Here is a 16,566-nt window from a genome sequence, read left to right as displayed (position 1 = left end):
GTCTTTGTGACCCACCTCGTGTGGGCCTAAAAATCTGGGCGCAAATACGCCATGGCGCATTTGATTGATTAAAAAGGAGATTACTAATGCAAAAGCGTATTGAGATTAGTCATTTTAATTATTCTAACAACGGATTAGAACTTAAGGCGCAACAAACGGATTTTGACACAGCAGGATTGCGTGCCAGTGGTCAAATGCTTGTTGATTCCGATTCACTAGCATTCATTTACAAACTTGAAAATGAACAGGAATTTATATATGTGAGTTTGCCTTCAGCTGTCTGGCCATCACTTAAAAATGTTATTTCTGAAAAACAACAAGTTATTTTACACCTAGAAGACAACGAACTCGAACTAATCTATATCATCCCTGAATTGGAATATCTTTTACAAAACATCGAAGGTAATGCCAACTATGGAGATGAAATGGTCGAGCTCGTGGAGAACACTTTTTAACTTAATTCATTCGCCAGGTCAAACGCCGAATGAATTAAGTTAAAGCCTCCGGTGGATGCCACAGATTTTTTAGAGGAAGCTTTTCGCTACATAAGATCAAAGACTAAGAACGCCACGTTCTGTGGCAACGTCTTTGTGACCCACCTCATGTGGGCCTAAAATCTGGGCGCAAATACGCCAAGGCGCATTTGATTTTTTCCTATGCTAAGAAAAATGGGGGTCTATTATGAGTAAAGACTGGGATCTTTTTTTGGCTCCATACAAGCAAGCGGTTGATGAGCTAAAAATAAAGTTTAAAGGAATGCGAGCACAATTTGAAATGCAAGGAACCCATTCCCCAATCGAATTTGTAACAGGACGAGTAAAGCCAATTCCAAGTATTTTAGATAAAGCAATAAAGAAAAACATTCCGCTCGACAAAATCGAAGAAGAGATGCAAGACATCGCAGGCTTACGAATGATGTGTCAATTCGTTGACGATATCAAGTTGGTTGTCGAATTATTAAGGATGCGAAATGATTTAGAAATCATTGAGGAACGAAACTATATTTCACAAAAGAAAGAGAGCGGTTATCGTTCCTATCATCTTGTGATCAAGTATCCTGTTCAAACCATCAATGGTGAGAAGAAAATTTTAGTAGAAATACAGGTTCGCACTCTTGCTATGAACTTTTGGGCAACAATCGAACACTCCTTAAACTACAAATATAAAGGCAGATTTCCTGAAGAAATCGAGCATCGCTTACAACGTGCTGCAGAGGCTGCTTTTCTTCTTGATGAGGAGATGTCCAAAATACGTGGCGAAATTCAAGAAGCGCAAGTTATTTTTTCAAGAAAAACGGATAGTAAGGATAAATCTTAATAGATAGGGTGTAAAACATGAAATTTGCTGTAACTTCGAGAGGTGACTCGAACTCGAATACATTAATGCAGAAAATAAAAACATACTTAATGGACTTCGGGCTCACATATGACGAGGATCAACCAGATATTGTCGTAACTGTCGGAGGAGATGGTACACTTTTATATGCCTTTCACCGTTACCGCAGCCGATTAGATAAAACTGCTTTTGTAGGTATTCACACAGGGCATCTTGGGTTTTATGCAGACTGGGTTCCAGAAGAAATCGAGAAACTCGTTATTGCTATTGCTAAAACCCCATACCAGGTGGTTGAATATCCATTACTTGAGGTATATATTCGTTATATCAATGGTGGGCGTGAATCTAGATACCTTGCCTTAAATGAATGTACGGTTAAAAGTGTTGAAGGCTCACTAGTCATGGACCTTGAAATCAAGGGACAACTATTTGAAACATTCCGCGGAGATGGGTTATGTATTTCGACACCTTCAGGAAGTACTGCATACAACAAGGCACTCGGTGGTGCCATTTTACATCCTTCGATTGAGGCAATTCAAGTTGCTGAAATGGCCTCGATTAATAATCGGGTGTTTCGAACGGTCGGTTCACCATTAATTTTACCGAACCATCATTCGATTTTAATGAAACCAGTAAATGATGTTGATTTTCATATTACAATTGACCATTTAACCCTTTTACACAAGGATGTGAAATCCATTCAATGCCGTGTTGCTCCAGAAAAAGTGCGTTTTGCGCGTTTCCGCCCCTTCCCATTTTGGAAGAGGGTACGTGATTCGTTTATTTCGGACTAACAGAAAAGCGGAGGCGAGCGTATAGCGACGTACGGACTGGGGCCCACACGAAGTGGGTCACACAGACGTTGCCACTGGACGTGGCGTACTTAGTCTGTGTTCCTTAAGGAGATAAAGGAAACACGGTGAACAAAGTGAACCGATGTTGAGCTTATCGTACGAAGGGTGAGGGAAGTCTCGCTATTCGCTGCGAGTCGTAGCTGGACATTTGGAAGGGATAGAGGAATGTGGAGGCTTTTACATTAGAATGGAAAATATCATCACAAGATTCAGGAAAGTTAGTTAAAGAATTTGTAAAAGAACAAGATATTTCAAGAACGGCTCTTACCGATATTAAGTTCGCTGGTGGTGGCATTTTTATAAATAGCGTTCCTGTTACGGTTCGACACCGTTTAATCGAAGGCGAGGTTCTAAAGGTTGTATTCCCACCAGAGGAACCAAGTTTAGAACTAATACCTGAAAATCTACCTATACAGATTGTTTACGAGGACCCTTATGTATTGGTTGTGAACAAACCGCCATATCAGCAATCAATTCCTTCCCGTGAGAGCCGGACTGGAAGTCTAGCAAATGCACTTTTGTATTATTATCTGTCATTAGGCCTTGGTGCAACGGTTCATTTAGTAAATCGACTTGATCGAGATACATCTGGATTATTGCTAGTTGCTAAGCATCGTCACATCCATCATCTATTATCTGTGCAGCAAAAGGCTGGAAGATTGAAAAGGACGTATGAAGCCATCATACATGATGGACTAGTTGGGGATTCCGGGACAATAGATGCTCCGATTGGGCGGAAGGACGATAGCATAATTGAGCGCCAGGTACGGGAGGATGGTCAAAGAGCGGTTACCCATTTTCAGGTCATTCAGAAGTTTGGTGATTGCACGCATGTGCAGCTTCAACTAGAGACTGGGAGAACCCATCAAATTCGTGTCCATCTATCTCATATTGGTCATCCGATTGTAGGGGATGATTTGTATGGTGGTGAGCGCAGGGAAATCGGTAGGCAAGCTCTTCATTGCAGAGAGCTTCGTTTTTTGCACCCTATGGATAAAAATGAGGTAGTCTTTTATGCCGAACTACCGGAGGATATGAAAGAGTTATTGGAAAAAGCGACCTTGTGAGGTCGCTTTTGTGTTGAGGTAGTTTGGAAAGGTTCCAATATATCGTTCAGCCGAAAAAAGATAAATGGTATACTGCAAACGGGTTAAACGGTATATCGCTAATCCGAGCTACGATTAATGGTATACTGCAAACGGGTTAAGCGTTATATCACTGATCCGAAAAACGATAAATGGTATACTGCAAAGGCATAATTGAACAAAAGGGTAACGCAAGCAACCGAATCGTGCCCGTTCTAGATAGAAGTAAACCAAAATGGTAACGCAAACCAATAATTCGTTCCTATTCCGAAATCAATTCATCAAAAAAGGTAACCCAAGCTGCAGATGCATACTCCATAAGATACCCTAGCATTATCCAAACTCCCGAAACTTCTCCGCTACAAGCGGCATTGTCGAAGGCACTGAGACTGTTTCCATCTCCGGATATCTTAAAGCCGTCAAACCACCGCCAAACACGCAACCAGTATCAATATTTACGGTATTGTTCACCCATCTAGGTTCTCTCACTGGCGTGTGCCCATAGACAATCCACGAAGCACCCTTATAATGCTTTGCCCAATCCCGTCTTTCCGGAGTACCATCTGGATTATTCTTGCCGGTAATGTCCCCGTACAGCACGAAAGTCTTTACTTTTTTATCATCCCGGCCGATATAATCCTCACGTAACCCGGCGTGGGCTATTACTAATTTTCCTCCATTTAACCTTTCGTAGAGTGGGGCACCTTCATATAGCTCAACAAACTGATCTCGAATAGATTCTTGTTCATTTTTATTCAATGTCTCATATTCGGCCACGGTTGTTTCCAAGCCATGTGTAGCTTGGACTTTGTTCCCGAGAAAATATCGATATAGCTTATTACAGTGATTGCCCGGGACATAATAGGCCTTTTTTTCCTGAACAACGAGCCTGTATACAATTTTAATAACCTTCAAGGACTCTGGTCCACGATCTGTTAAGTCGCCGACAAAAGCTAGAACCCGTTCATTATGTATTGGAATCCCGCTCTCCCACGAATAACCTAATTTCGTTGTTAATTCTTTAAACTCCTTATAACACCCATGAATGTCACCGATTACATCTATTTTCATTATAAGTTCCTTTCTATAAAAAAATCACGCCACCCCTATTATAAGAAGTATGGCGTGATTTTATTTCAAATTAGTCAAACATAAATTTCTTTGTTCTTGAACGAACGTTCAGCACAATTCCGATTGCAATCATATAGGTGGCGAGGGAGCTACCTCCATAACTAACGAACGGTAATGGAAGACCCGTGATTGGTAAGATTCCAACTGTCATTCCAACGTTTTGGAATACTTGGAACGTAATCATACCGATCACACCTGCACATAAGTAACTGCCGTATGGATCGTGACTTTCGAGTGCAATATGAATCATTCGGTAGATTAATAAGAAGAATAAGGAAATAATAATACTTGTTCCAATGAATCCAAATTGCTCGGCAACAACAGCAAAAATAAAATCGGTATGTCCTTCTGGAATAGTAACCTCAGATTCCTGGAAGCCTTTGCCGTTTAACTGGCCAGATCCAATTGCGAGCATGGAGCGGACTAGTTGATGTCCTTCATTACCTGCAGTGTCCCAAGGAGTAAGCCAGCCATAAAAACGGCTCATCTGATAATCCTGAATGATATATTTAAAGAAAAAGTCTGGAAAATAAAAGTAGAGAAAAACACCTGTAGATACGGCAAGTATAGCTGAAAATATAGCTGTAAAAATAATTCTCCATTTAATACCTGCAACAAGAATCATTGTTGCAATGATTGACATAAAGACCATGGTCATCCCCATATCAGGCTGTAACACTAAAAACCCAATCGGTGGGGCAGACGCTAGCATAATCTTACCGATAAGAAGAAGATCATCCTTAATCGTATTAATCGGATATTGTTCACGGTGATCTGCAATAATTTTACTTAACACAATGATTATAATAATCTTCATTAATTCAGATGGCTGGAAGCTTGCGAAACCAAAGTTGTACCAGCTTGTTGCACCCTTTACTTTTGAAGCAAAGGGGATGTCGACAATATATTTTTCAACAAAGAGTCCAAATAATAATAACATCCCGAATCCATATAAATACCAGGAAATCATTTTAAAACGGTCAAAATCAATAACCATTGTCCCGATGATGGCGACAATTCCAATCACATACCACTGAAGTTGTTGGGCTGCGAAATTTATATTTTTAAGCTTTTCTGGTAAAAAGGGCTGTGCACTTTGGATTGCGATGGCACTAACGATGGCCATTAGAAATAAAATAAACAACAATGTATAATCAATTTTTTGAGGAGTATTTTCTTTATTCATGGATAAAAAATCCTTTCTAATCAGGCACGAGTTTTATATCATAGAAAACAGGGTATCATTCAATATCCAATAATTTAATTTTTGTCTAGATCCAGTCACCATCGGCTCTCTAGTCTAAGCCAATTGCTTCGGAAGGTAAAAGGAAGCTTCTGTCAGCGTTCGTCTTATGCTTGTCGCCGATAATCAGGCGCTCTTAGCGCATTTCGATTAGCCAATTCTATCTTAGCTTATTTTTGATTGATTGTATAATGCAAACTAAAAAAATAATGATATACATATTGCCGTAAAAAGTAAATGGTCGTATGTTACATTTTATGAAATGTATGTTAAGATTTTAACTTTAATCAGCAGTAGGCTGATTAAAGTTAAAGCCTCCGGCGGATGCCACAGATTTTCAAAGGAAAATTTTCGAGCTTGCTCGAAAAAATCTGGGCGCTAATACGCCAAGGCGCATTTGATTTTTCAGTTGTTAGGAGGGAGGAGGATGAATATGTTGCAACAGGAAGTAAATGAAAAAGAACAGCAACAGTTAGAAACAGAACAATTGTTAACAGCTCTTCAAAATGAGGATATTGATCAATTTAGGTCATTATTTTTAGAAATACATCCGTATGAAAAATCTAAGTTCTATGCAAAACTGCCAATAGATTTTAGAATGCACATATATCAATTTTTGTCTCCAGCTGAAATGGCGGAGGTTTTTGAAAACCTTGAGATAGATGAGAATGAATATGAAGAGCTTTTGTCTGAGATGGATCCAACCTTTGTCGCGGATATGCTTTCACAAATGTATGCCGACGATGCCGTTGATGTATTGAATGAATTAAACAAAGATCAGGTCGCAAGCTATTTGACTATTATGGATGATGAAGCTGCGGGGGAAATTAAACAGCTTCTTCATTATGAAGAATATACTGCCGGTAGTATTATGACTACCGAATATATCGCGATACATGCCAATCAAACTGTAAAGTCAGCCATGTACATTTTGAAAAAGGAAGCTCCTCGTGCTGAAACGATTTATTATGTCTATGTGATAGATGAAGAAAAACAGCTTGTCGGTGTCATTTCAATTCGTGATTTGCTTGTAAGTGATGACGATACAATGATCCATGAAATTATGAATGATCGTGTTGTTTCTGTTTCTGTCAGTGAAGACCAAGAAGAGGTAGCTCGGAGGATGAAGGACTATAATTTCTTAGCGGTTCCGGTTATCGATTTTCAAAATCACTTACTGGGAATTATTACCGTTGATGACATTATTGATGTAATGGATGAAGAGGCTTCTGATGACTACTCAAAGCTTGCGGGGATTTCAGATGTTGACTCGGCTGATAAAAATATTTTTACATCTGCTAAAAAAAGATTGCCATGGCTCATCATTTTATCCTTCCTAGGAATGATGACAGCAAGCTTAATTGGGCGATTTGAAGCAACTTTAGATCAAGTTGCAATTTTAGCCGTTTTTATCCCGTTAATTGCGGGAATGGCTGGTAATACAGGAACACAAGCCTTGGCTGTTGCCGTACGTCGAATTGCGATTGGTGAGGATGAGGAAGAAAATAAATGGCTATTAATCCTTAGGGAAGCGGGGACCGGTGTCATAACTGGGGCCGTATGTGGAACGGTCATCATGTTTGTGGTCTATTTTTGGAAAGGTGATTTCTTTCTTGGACTATTAGTTGGATTTTCAATTTTAATTACATTAATTGTAGCGACACTTGCTGGTGCACTTGTACCATTATTAATGCATCGTTTGAAGGTTGACCCAGCGGTTGCTTCAGGACCTTTTATTACCACAATTAATGACATTATTAGTATTTTAATTTATTTTGGATTAGCAACCTTTTTTATGGGGTATCTTGTTTGATAAATTAAAATAAAATACAAGGGGGTAAAACATGGAACATGGTGCTTCATTAACATCGTTAGTGATTGTGATGGTGGTGGCATTTTTGACACCACTGTTATTACATAGGTTTAAACTAAGGGTAATTCCTGTCGTTGTTGCAGAAATTATTATGGGGATTATGATCGGAAAAAGTGGGTTTGACGTGGTTGAACCTGATATGTGGCTTGAAACCTTATCAACTTTAGGATTTATCTTTTTAATGTTTTTAAGCGGGCTTGAAATTGACTTTTCTGCTTTTGTTGGAGGAAAAAAGAAACAAACATTGCCTAGTGGTAAAAAGGCTCCAAGTACTTTCCTAGTTTCCGTTGTCGTTTTTGCAGGAATTTTTATATTATCGCTACTGCTATCATATCTATTTGTGTGGACAGGGTTTACGGATAATGCCTTTTTAATGACGTTAATTATTTCGACAATTTCATTAGGGGTTGTAGTGCCAACCCTTAAGGATGCCCAAATCATGAAAACAAATATTGGTCAGATTATTTTACTTGTTGCAGTAGTAGCTGACCTTGTTACCATGATTTTACTTGCTGTTTTTGCCTCCATTTACGGAGGCGGAGAGAGCAATATGTGGCTCTTGTTAATCTTGTTTGGTGCTGGGGTACTTTTATATTTAGTGGGGAAGAGGTTTCAAAATCGTTCATTCCTTGAAACAATGTCAAAAGGAACGGTTCAAATTGGAACAAGGGCCATTTTTGCATTAATCATAATCCTTGTTGCACTATCTGAAACGATCGGTGCAGAGAATATATTAGGTGCGTTTTTAGCTGGTGTATTAGTATCGTTATTGTCACCAAATCACGAAATGGTACAACAGCTTGATTCATTTGGCTATGGATTCTTAATTCCAATCTTTTTCGTGATGATTGGGGTTGAACTCGACTTATGGGCACTTTTCCAGGATCCGAAAATCTTATTGCTCATTCCATTATTATTTATTGCTTTAGTGATTTCAAAAATGCTTCCGATTCTATATATAAAGCGCTGGTATGATTGGCGAACCACGATTGGAGCCGGTGCCTTATTAACATCAACGCTATCTCTTGTTATTGCAGCAGCAACTGTTGGGGAAAAAATGGGGATTATTGATGATAGAATGTCAGGTGCTTTAATCTTAGTTGCTGTTATTGCAAGTATTGTTTCGCCAATTGGGTTCAAAAAGCTTTTTCCGAAGCAAGTCGACGAAGAACCAATTATTCGCGTTGCCTTTATTGGGGCAAACCAAATGTCTTTACCTGTGACTAGGGAATTGAATTCAAAGCTATATGATACGACGATATACCATACAACTCAGGATAAAATTGATAAAAGACATTCTGATTCTTTGTTTGATATTGTAGAACTAGCCGATTATTCGATTGAGAGCCTTCAGAGTTCAGATGTGTTTGATGTGGATGTTTTAGTTATTACAACAGGATCTGATGAACAGAATGCGGAGATTGCAAAATTTGCGAAGGAAACTGGAGTGGATCGCGTTATTGCGAGAATTGAATCAAGTGAACTTGGAGATGAACTCAAGGATCAAAATATTGATGTATTCTCATTATTAATGTCTACAAATACATTACTTCGTGCTTTAATTGAGGCACCAGGTATCATGACGATCCTGACAAATCAAGATAATTCCTTGTATCAAATTGAAATGAACAATAGTCTTTATGATGGAACCATGCTGCGGAATTTTCCGTTTACTGGAGATGTTATCTTTGTTCGAATCTTTAGAGGCAAAGATTCAATTGTGCCGCATGGTGATACAGAACTTCTACTTGGGGACCGATTAATTGTTACAGGCTCTAGGGAGTATGTTGACGAATTAAAAGTGGATTTAGAATTCTAAAAGTAGAAGAGGGCGAACCAAATGGTCGCCCTCTTCTTTATATTGTCTAGCTCCAGGTGCTACCGGCTCTTTGGTCTGAGCTAATCGCTTGGGAAGGTAAAATGCCCCTTCTGTCAGCGCTTCTCTAATGCTTGTTGCCGATGGGTAAGTACCTTCCGCATTTCTTATTACCCGACAATACTATATCCAGAATCAACGTAAATGACTTCGCCCGTCACTCCGCGTGAAAGGTTGCTCAGCATGGCGATGGACATGTTACCGACATCTTCTTTTGTTACATTACGCTTAAGTGGAGCCTTTTCTTCAATCATTTTCATAATATCATTAAAGCCAGGTACTCCTTTGGCAGCTAACGTTCTAATCGGACCCGCTGAAATCGCATTGATTCTAACTCCATCTTTTCCAAGGTCAAATGTAAGGTATCTTACACATGCTTCAAGTGAAGCTTTTGCAATTCCCATCACATTATAACCAGGAAGAGCGCGTACAGCACCTAGGTAAGACATAGTAAGGATAGAAGCATCTTCCGCTAAGTATGGTCGAGCTGCTTTTGCTGCCGCTACTAAAGAATAGCTACTTGTGTCTTGTGCGAATGCATATCCATCTCTTGATGTATCAATAAAATCGCCTTTTAAGTCATCAGCATTTGCGAATGCTACAGAGTGCACTAACCCATGAATCGTTCCTACTTTTTCACCGATTTCAGTAAATGCTTGTGAGATGCTTTCATCGCTGTTCACGTCACATCTGACAATCAATTCTGCTGGGTAGTTGTATTTCTCTAATAATTTTTCTAGCTTTTCACGTGAACGATCTAGACGATACGTATAAATGACTTTTGCTCCAGCTTTATAAAGGGATTCAGCAACACCCCAAGCAATACTTCTTTCATTCGCTACGCCCATGACGACAATATTTTTACCTTCTAATTGAATTAAATCTTCCATTGTTACCTCCATAACTGCATTAAAAATTAATTCTACTTTTTTTATTATACCTGGTTTTAGTATCTGATACTATATTTTAGTTTATTATAATTACTAAATCAAGCAATGATAATCACTTCATACATATTATCACCATTTCAAGGTGAAGCTAAAAGCTATACGTTCATAGAAGATTGGAATTCCGAAGGAGATAGTGGAATGCATAAAAAAGAGAAATGGGGTGTGCTTTCACTTGCATCTATCCCATTAGTCATGACCTTGGGTAATTCTATGCTAATTCCTGTTTTACCAATGATGGAAAAAGAACTTAAAATTTCACCTTTTCAATCAAGCTTAATTATTACAATATATTCTGTTGTAGCGATTATTTTAATCCCGGTTGCTGGGTTTCTCTCTGATCGAATCGGAAGGAAAAAAGTAATCATCCCAAGCTTAATCATTGCTGGGGTAGGAGGTTTACTTGCAGGACTTGCTTCGTGGCTTTTCGAAAGCCCTTATATCTTAATCCTGGTAGGAAGACTTTTACAAGGTGTAGGTGCCGCAGGAGCTTCGCCAATTGTTTTACCATTAGTAGGGGACATGTGTAAAAGTGAGAAGGATGTGAATACTGGACTAGGCTTAATTGAAACATCCAATACATTTGGAAAGGTACTAAGCCCAATTTTAGGTGCGTTGCTCGCAGTTATGATTTGGTATATGCCTTTTTTTGCTTTCCCGATTTTTTGTTTGATTTCCATTCTATTGATTCAATTTATGGTTCATGCGCCAAAGGACGATAAGGTTGACAACTCAGATTTTACCTATTTTCTAAAAAAAATTATGCGAACCTTGAAAGAAGAAGGACGCTGGCTGATATGTATTTTCATCGTTGGTGCAATTTGTATGTACATTCTTTTTGGTATGCTCTTTTTCCTGTCATCGATTTTAGAGGACAAATACGGAATTGATGGAATTATCAAGGGACTTATTTTAGCTATCCCGTTAGGGGCACTTTGCCTCGCTTCATTTATAACAGGAAAAAAACTAGGCGATGACAAGAATGCGATAAAATGGATTATTTTCTTCGGGATTATGACTACAACGGCAGCTATTTTTGCCATTTGTTATACAGAAAATTTATATGTCTTTCTTGTTGGTCTTGTATTCTGTGGAATCGGGATTGGAGTAGCCCTACCAAGTCTAGACGCTTTAATTACGAATGGCATTGAAAAAGATGAAAGAGGTACGATTACTTCTATCTATAGTAGTGCTCGATTTATTGGTGTTGCTGTTGGGCCACCGGTTTTTGCCATTTTAATGAAGCTTTCACATGATATTTTGTTTTTTTCAGTCGCTGGCATATCGGCAATAGCAACTATCCTAGTCTTATTTTTTATTAAACCGCCAAAGCGGATTCGAACAGATTCTTTATTTCAAAAAATAAAGAGATAGAGCTTTTTTTGTAGACTAGCGCTTGAACCCACGGTACTTACTTCGTGGGTTTTTGTATGCAAAAATCCTTTATGCGTTTGCCCCACTTTCTCGCCCTTTCTATGATGGACAACTTACTTTAAGACGACTCGAGAATAGATTAAATAATAACAGAAGGGGGAGACAACTAAATGATTAAGAAGGCAATTATTCCCGCAGCAGGGTTTGGAACACGGGGTTTACCAATGACAAAAGTACTTCCTAAAGAAATGCTCCCTATCGGAGGTCGCCCGGCTATTGATTACATCGTTGAGGAGGCTGTAAAAGCAGGAATTGAACAAATTTTAATGATCGTCTCACGGACGAAAAACTTAATTGTGGATTATTATGATAGATCCCTAGAATTAGAAGCATTTTTAGAGCAACATAATAAACAATATCTCCTCAATAGCTTGGAACTTCCGAAAGTGAAAATTTATTATATGAGACAGTACTATCCAAAGGGGTTAGGTCATGCCATCTCATTAGCGAAGGACTTTATAGGTAACGATCCATTTGCAATTTTGTTACCAGATGAAATCTACCTTCCTAATAATAAAAATCCATTAGAGGAGTTAATTGACTCTTATAATGAATACGCTAACAACGTAATTGCCCTACAACAGGTTGAGGAAGCACATTTGAAAAGCTATGGGGTCATTCAGGTAGGGAAAAAGGAAAAAGACCGTTTATATAAAATTTCTGATATTGTTGAAAAACCGAAAAGTAATCCCCCCTCGAATCTTGCTGTAACAGGAAGATATATTTTAAAGCCGGACATTTTTTCATGCTTAGAACAAACTAAACCAGGTGTTGGTTCAGAAGTGCAGTTAACTGACGCAATTAAGCTTATGCTCCAATCAGAGCCTGCATATGGGCTTGAAGTTGCCAGTGAGCGTTTTGATATTGCAAAGGAAGCTGAATATATCAGGCTTGTGCAAAAAGTATATAATTTACAACAAGGTGACCAGGAGGAATAAAACGAATGTTCTAGTCGATGGAACAGGATATGTAGTAAAAAGAGACGTGGAAACGAACTTGATATTGATGTAAAAAGAAAAGATTTGACAAATGACGAGCTTCAATTTTTCGTTGAAGGTAACAATAAAAATGCAAAAGAAAAAAGCTAAAGGTAAGTTGACCTTTAGCTTTTTCTCTTATCCTAAATGACCTACTGTACAATTAAATTTTATAAAAGGTATTCAACGGGATAATAAGATGAATGAAGTAACAAGCATCATCGTGATCAACAAGAGGCGAATGTACAGGTCTGGTAATTTGAGAGTTATCCTACTACCGATAAGTACACCAGGAATCGATCCTGCTAACAATTGAAGCACGAGTACATAATCAATTGTTCCTAAGAATGAATGGGCGAACCCTGCTAAACCTGTTATCAATACGCCGTGAAGGATATCTGTACCAACTAGGGCGGAGGATTTTAATGGGTATAGCCATAATAACAAAGCAATAAATAAGGTTCCACTTCCCACCGATGTGATTGCAACGAGAAGCCCAGTTAAAAATCCTATCGAGATAAGTACAGTAGTGTTAACCTGTTTTGAACCATCAAATAAGGACTTTTTCCATACAAACAATTTCAGTAGCATAACGATTGAAATAAGTATGAACGCGATTGAAATGCCTTGAGTAATAAACAAATTTAAATCCGCTTGATTATCCTGTTTAATGAAATAAAGAAGTAGTAATCCTGTTAACGTTCCTGGAACACTACCTATGGCAACACGTAGTAGCAAGTTGAAGTCAATCGTCCTTTGCCGCCAATGCTGAAGTGCTCCAAATGACTTAGTTACAGCTGCAAAAATTAGGTCCGTGCCAACCACAACAGCAGGGGACACACCAAATCCAAAGAGGAGGAGTGGAGTCATAATTATGCCCCCCCCCATGCCTGTTGCTCCAATAATCATTCCAACGATCAGACCACTAATCGAAATCCATACATCCATGCATATCCACCAACCCTGTATCGGACAGATATCCATTATTCTGCAAAAATTGTAAAATCGTATTTAATGCATCACTAATGGATAGTTTATCGGTTTCAACCGTAATTTCCGGATTAACAGGGACTTCATAAGGCGCGGTTATGCCTGTAAAGCTTTGAATTTCACCAGCCCTCGTTTTTTTGTATAGACCTTTTGGATCTCTTCGCTCACACTCTTCGATTGCGCACTTAACGTAAATCTCAATAAAATCTCCATTTGGGACAAGTGACCTGACCATAGCACGGTCGGCATTGTAAGGAGAAATACTGGCTACAATTGGAATCATACCTGCTTCAACAAATAACTTGGATACTTCTCCAATTCGCCTAATATTTTCTGTCCGGTCCTCTGGACTGAAGCGTAAATTCTTATTTAATCCAAAGCGGATATTATCCGCATCAAGTAAGAAGCACCGAATACCTTTACGAAACAATTCTTTCTCTACCTCTACAGCAAGTGTCGATTTTCCTGACCCCGAAAGCCCGGTAAACCATAAAATAAAACTTTTATGACCGATAAGTTGATTTCGGTCCTTCTTTGTCACTTTTGTGTTTTGCCATACTATGTTGACATCTTTTGTTTCCAACATGTTTTGGACTTCCCATGTTAATCCGAAATGTCCTATTAAATGTTCGTCATTATGAAAATCCGAGCCGCCTGTCATCATTAGCTGAAATTCATTCGCTAGCTGCTGATAACGGGCGTTATCATCTTTGTTATGTTTTCGATGCCATACTTCGATTCCATCGAAGGAAAATTGCATTAATTCACGTACGATTTTATCATCGCCAATCAACAGTGGGTGTGCCAAAATAGCTTTACCACCAGCACGATGAATAAGTGCAATTCCTTCCTCTGGAGAAAGAATTACCTTGTCTACTGAACAAGGCTGACCATCTGCTAAAAAATTATCAAATACTGTTTGGTAATCAGATACATACCCTTTTTTGATAATTGCCCTAGCGATATGGGGCCTCGCAATTATATTCCCTTTACTGAATTCTTTTACATCATCAATCGATATCGGCATTCCTAATTCCGTGAATTTCTTGATGATCCTTAATGCTCTTTCTTCCCGACCTTCACGTAAGCGAGATAAGATGCTAGTTAATTCAGAGTTTGCTTCGATATTGTAGCCAAGTATGTCTATATTTCGATTTTTATAATTCGTACTTATCTCAACACCTGGAATGACATTAACTCCATATTCAAGTCCTGCCTGACGTGCTTCCTCAATCCCCTCGAGGGTATCGTGATCAGTAATTGCGATCGTTCTTAGCCCGGCATCATGCGCCTTTTGTACAAGTTCCCGTGGTGAATAAATACCATCTGAAAATGTTGAATGAAGATGAAGATCAAAGTGTCCTTCCTCTAAAACGTTTAATAAGATTTTCTCTTTCATTTGGTTTCAAGCCCTTCTTCATGGTCAACTTTGTTGCTATACGCTTTCCTGAGGATTTCAGCAACTTCCCTGCGTGTGAACTCTACTGGCAATTCCTGACCGCTACGTAACATCTGACGGACCTTTGTACCGCTAAGAATGAGTCGCTCATCGGTATTATGTGGACAGGTTTTGTTAGATGCCATACTGCCGCAGGCTTTGCAATAAAATGAATGCTCGAAGCAGAGTGGTATAATTCCAAGTCCTTCACCTGATAGAGAAGTGATGAGTTTTTGGGCATCATATGTTCCGTAATAATCTCCTACACCTGCATGGTCTCTTCCTATAATCATATGGGTACATCCATAATTTTTACGACAAATGGCGTGAAATACTGCCTCGCGTGGTCCAGCATAACGCATGGCAGCGGGAAAGACGGCAAGCATTGTTCGACTATTGGGATAGTATTCTCGGAGGAGCGTCTCATAGCTCTTGATACGTACATCTGCAGGGACATCATCTGCCTTTGTTTGTCCTACTAACGGATGAATAAGTAAACCGTCCACCAGCTCAAGTGCGCATTTTTGGATATATTCGTGAGCTCGATGAATTGGATTACGAGTTTGGAAAGCGACAACGGATTTCCATCCCTTTTCTGATATGATCTTTCGCATAGCCGCAGGCTCATAGTGATATTTTGCAAACGGGACTACAGGACGTTCAATCAAGCGAATTTCTCCTCCTAGTAGTACCCCACCCTGACGTAGTAGTTTAGTAACACCAGGATGCTTCTCATCTGTGGTTTGATAGACTAGTTTGGCTTCCGTCATTTTATCGTATGAATACTTTTCCTCTAGAAATAAGACAGCAAGCAACCTGTTGCTCTCATCCATCAACCCTATTTCTTCACCCTCCTTGAGCCTATCGGCCGTTTCCTGATCAACAGGTAAAGTGATTGGTATGGTCCAAATGGTGCCGTCACTTAGACACATTTTGTTTAATACCGAAAGATAATCCACGTGCTTCATAAAACCTTTCAAAGGGCTATATACACCTGTGGCAAGAAGTAGTAAATCAGACTGTACTCTACTGTCTATAATAATGCGATTTTTTTGAGAGATGCGTCTCTCGAATTTCGCACCTTCTTGGCTAGATAATTCTAGGTTTACTAGGTTTTGACCATGTGGAGGAATGAGTTGAGTCACTATAAATCACTTCCTTTCAATTTATTCTCTATTAGTAAATGCTAATAGAATCCTAATGGTGTTAAACAAGTATCCAATTTTATATCAGCAATAAACCAAATTTTATGAAATTTTATATGAGTCTGTAGCAATTCAATTTTTTCCTAATAAAATAGGATAACTTTGAATGGAGGTGAAGAAATGACTGATGATGTAAAAACAAAGGAAGAAGAGAAGGCGGCAAAGAAGGAAGCGAAGA

General features: G+C 38.9%; 14 protein-coding genes and 1 pseudogene. 8 read left to right on the top strand and 7 right to left on the bottom strand.

All coding sequences use genetic code 11. The annotated features are described in order from the left end of the window. Positions 1-86: 86 nt before the first annotated feature. The 4 genes from V7112_RS09000 to V7112_RS08985 all read left to right on the top strand — a co-directional run bounded on the left by V7112_RS09000 (position 87) and on the right by V7112_RS08985 (position 3,256). Complete coding sequence (locus V7112_RS09000; protein ID WP_335417995.1) at positions 87-455, top strand: hypothetical protein; 369 nt, start codon at positions 87-89, stop codon at positions 453-455. Between the two features lie 226 nt (positions 456-681). Next, a complete protein-coding gene (locus V7112_RS08995) occupies positions 682-1,317 on the top strand; it encodes a GTP pyrophosphokinase (protein WP_335417990.1) in 636 nt (211 codons plus the stop codon). A 17-nt stretch (positions 1,318-1,334) separates the two neighbouring features. Next, positions 1,335-2,129, top strand: a complete 795-nt coding sequence (locus V7112_RS08990) for an NAD kinase (RefSeq protein WP_335417988.1) — start codon at positions 1,335-1,337, stop codon at positions 2,127-2,129. 227 nt (positions 2,130-2,356) lie between these two features. Continuing rightward, the gene (locus V7112_RS08985) at positions 2,357-3,256 is read left to right on the top strand and encodes an RluA family pseudouridine synthase (protein ID WP_335417985.1); all 900 of its coding nucleotides are present in this window, start codon (positions 2,357-2,359) and stop codon (positions 3,254-3,256) included. A 351-nt stretch (positions 3,257-3,607) separates the two neighbouring features. On the opposite strand, the gene prpE is transcribed toward V7112_RS08985, so the two are convergent. Further along, positions 3,608-4,345, bottom strand: a complete 738-nt coding sequence (gene prpE / locus V7112_RS08980; RefSeq protein WP_335417981.1) for a bis(5'-nucleosyl)-tetraphosphatase PrpE — start codon at positions 4,343-4,345, stop codon at positions 3,608-3,610. Positions 4,346-4,415: 70 nt separating this feature from the next. Continuing rightward, entirely contained in the window at positions 4,416-5,591 is a 1,176-nt protein-coding gene (locus tag V7112_RS08975) for an FtsW/RodA/SpoVE family cell cycle protein (protein ID WP_335417978.1), read from the bottom strand. 490 nt (positions 5,592-6,081) lie between these two features. Between V7112_RS08975 and mgtE the strand changes: the two genes are divergently transcribed. Next, a complete protein-coding gene (gene mgtE, locus V7112_RS08970) occupies positions 6,082-7,461 on the top strand; it encodes a magnesium transporter (protein WP_335418070.1) in 1,380 nt (459 codons plus the stop codon). A gap of 31 nt (positions 7,462-7,492) precedes the next feature. Continuing rightward, positions 7,493-9,340, top strand: coding sequence for a monovalent cation:proton antiporter family protein (locus tag V7112_RS08965; protein ID WP_335417976.1), 1,848 nt, complete (start codon positions 7,493-7,495; stop codon positions 9,338-9,340). A gap of 167 nt (positions 9,341-9,507) precedes the next feature. Here V7112_RS08965 and fabI read toward each other — a convergent pair whose 3' ends face one another. Then, complete coding sequence (fabI, locus tag V7112_RS08960; RefSeq protein WP_335417973.1) at positions 9,508-10,287, bottom strand: enoyl-ACP reductase FabI; 780 nt, start codon at positions 10,285-10,287, stop codon at positions 9,508-9,510. Between the two features lie 198 nt (positions 10,288-10,485). On the opposite strand from fabI, the gene V7112_RS08955 reads away from it, so the two are divergent. Together V7112_RS08955 and V7112_RS08950 are read left to right on the top strand one after the other, a co-directional pair. Next, the gene (locus V7112_RS08955; protein ID WP_335417970.1) at positions 10,486-11,718 is read left to right on the top strand and encodes an MFS transporter; all 1,233 of its coding nucleotides are present in this window, start codon (positions 10,486-10,488) and stop codon (positions 11,716-11,718) included. A gap of 170 nt (positions 11,719-11,888) precedes the next feature. After that, the gene (locus V7112_RS08950) at positions 11,889-12,716 is read left to right on the top strand and encodes a UTP--glucose-1-phosphate uridylyltransferase (RefSeq protein ID WP_335417966.1); all 828 of its coding nucleotides are present in this window, start codon (positions 11,889-11,891) and stop codon (positions 12,714-12,716) included. Between the two features lie 222 nt (positions 12,717-12,938). Here V7112_RS08950 and V7112_RS08945 read toward each other — a convergent pair whose 3' ends face one another. The 4 genes and pseudogenes from V7112_RS08945 to sat all read right to left on the bottom strand — a co-directional run bounded on the left by V7112_RS08945 (position 12,939) and on the right by sat (position 16,331). Next, the gene (locus V7112_RS08945) at positions 12,939-13,703 is read right to left on the bottom strand and encodes a sulfite exporter TauE/SafE family protein (RefSeq protein ID WP_335417962.1); all 765 of its coding nucleotides are present in this window, start codon (positions 13,701-13,703) and stop codon (positions 12,939-12,941) included. Then, positions 13,681-14,331, bottom strand: a complete 651-nt coding sequence (cysC, locus tag V7112_RS08940) for an adenylyl-sulfate kinase (RefSeq protein ID WP_335418067.1) — start codon at positions 14,329-14,331, stop codon at positions 13,681-13,683. The genes V7112_RS08945 and cysC overlap by 23 nt, the downstream gene beginning before the upstream one ends. Positions 14,332-14,910: 579 nt before the next feature. Beyond that, positions 14,911-15,144 (bottom strand): annotated as a pseudogene (locus tag V7112_RS08935) (PHP domain-containing protein); the annotation flags it as partial. Beyond that, positions 15,141-16,331 carry a sulfate adenylyltransferase gene (gene sat / locus V7112_RS08930; protein ID WP_438823877.1) on the bottom strand — a complete coding sequence of 397 codons (1,191 nt, stop codon included), beginning with the start codon at positions 16,329-16,331 and terminating at the stop codon, positions 15,141-15,143. The gene sat and the pseudogene V7112_RS08935, both read right to left, overlap by 4 nt. Between the last annotated feature and the right edge of the window lie 235 nt (positions 16,332-16,566).

It is taken from the genome of Bacillus sp. JJ1566 (assembly GCF_036962685.1).
Taxonomy (GTDB): domain Bacteria; phylum Bacillota; class Bacilli; order Bacillales; family Bacillaceae_L; genus Ferdinandcohnia.
This window is presented reverse-complemented; position numbering and strand designations above follow the sequence as displayed.

Bases quoted from the DNA above. Each gene is read 5' to 3' on its own strand.
- V7112_RS08995 (WP_335417990.1), top strand. From the start codon at position 682: ATGAGTAAAGACTGGGATCTTTTTTTGGCTCCATACAAGCAAGCGGTT.
- mgtE (WP_335418070.1), top strand. From the start codon at position 6,082: ATGTTGCAACAGGAAGTAAATGAAAAAGAACAGCAACAGTTAGAAACA.
- V7112_RS08965 (WP_335417976.1), top strand. From the start codon at position 7,493: ATGGAACATGGTGCTTCATTAACATCGTTAGTGATTGTGATGGTGGTG.
- cysC (WP_335418067.1), bottom strand. From the start codon at position 14,331: ATGTTGGAAACAAAAGATGTCAACATAGTATGGCAAAACACAAAAGTG.
- V7112_RS08950 (WP_335417966.1), top strand. From the start codon at position 11,889: ATGATTAAGAAGGCAATTATTCCCGCAGCAGGGTTTGGAACACGGGGT.
- V7112_RS08990 (WP_335417988.1), top strand. From the start codon at position 1,335: ATGAAATTTGCTGTAACTTCGAGAGGTGACTCGAACTCGAATACATTA.
- fabI (WP_335417973.1), bottom strand. From the start codon at position 10,287: ATGGAAGATTTAATTCAATTAGAAGGTAAAAATATTGTCGTCATGGGC.
- V7112_RS08955 (WP_335417970.1), top strand. From the start codon at position 10,486: ATGCATAAAAAAGAGAAATGGGGTGTGCTTTCACTTGCATCTATCCCA.
- V7112_RS08945 (WP_335417962.1), bottom strand. From the start codon at position 13,703: ATGGATGTATGGATTTCGATTAGTGGTCTGATCGTTGGAATGATTATT.
- V7112_RS08975 (WP_335417978.1), bottom strand. From the start codon at position 5,591: ATGAATAAAGAAAATACTCCTCAAAAAATTGATTATACATTGTTGTTT.
- V7112_RS09000 (WP_335417995.1), top strand. From the start codon at position 87: ATGCAAAAGCGTATTGAGATTAGTCATTTTAATTATTCTAACAACGGA.
- prpE (WP_335417981.1), bottom strand. From the start codon at position 4,345: ATGAAAATAGATGTAATCGGTGACATTCATGGGTGTTATAAGGAGTTT.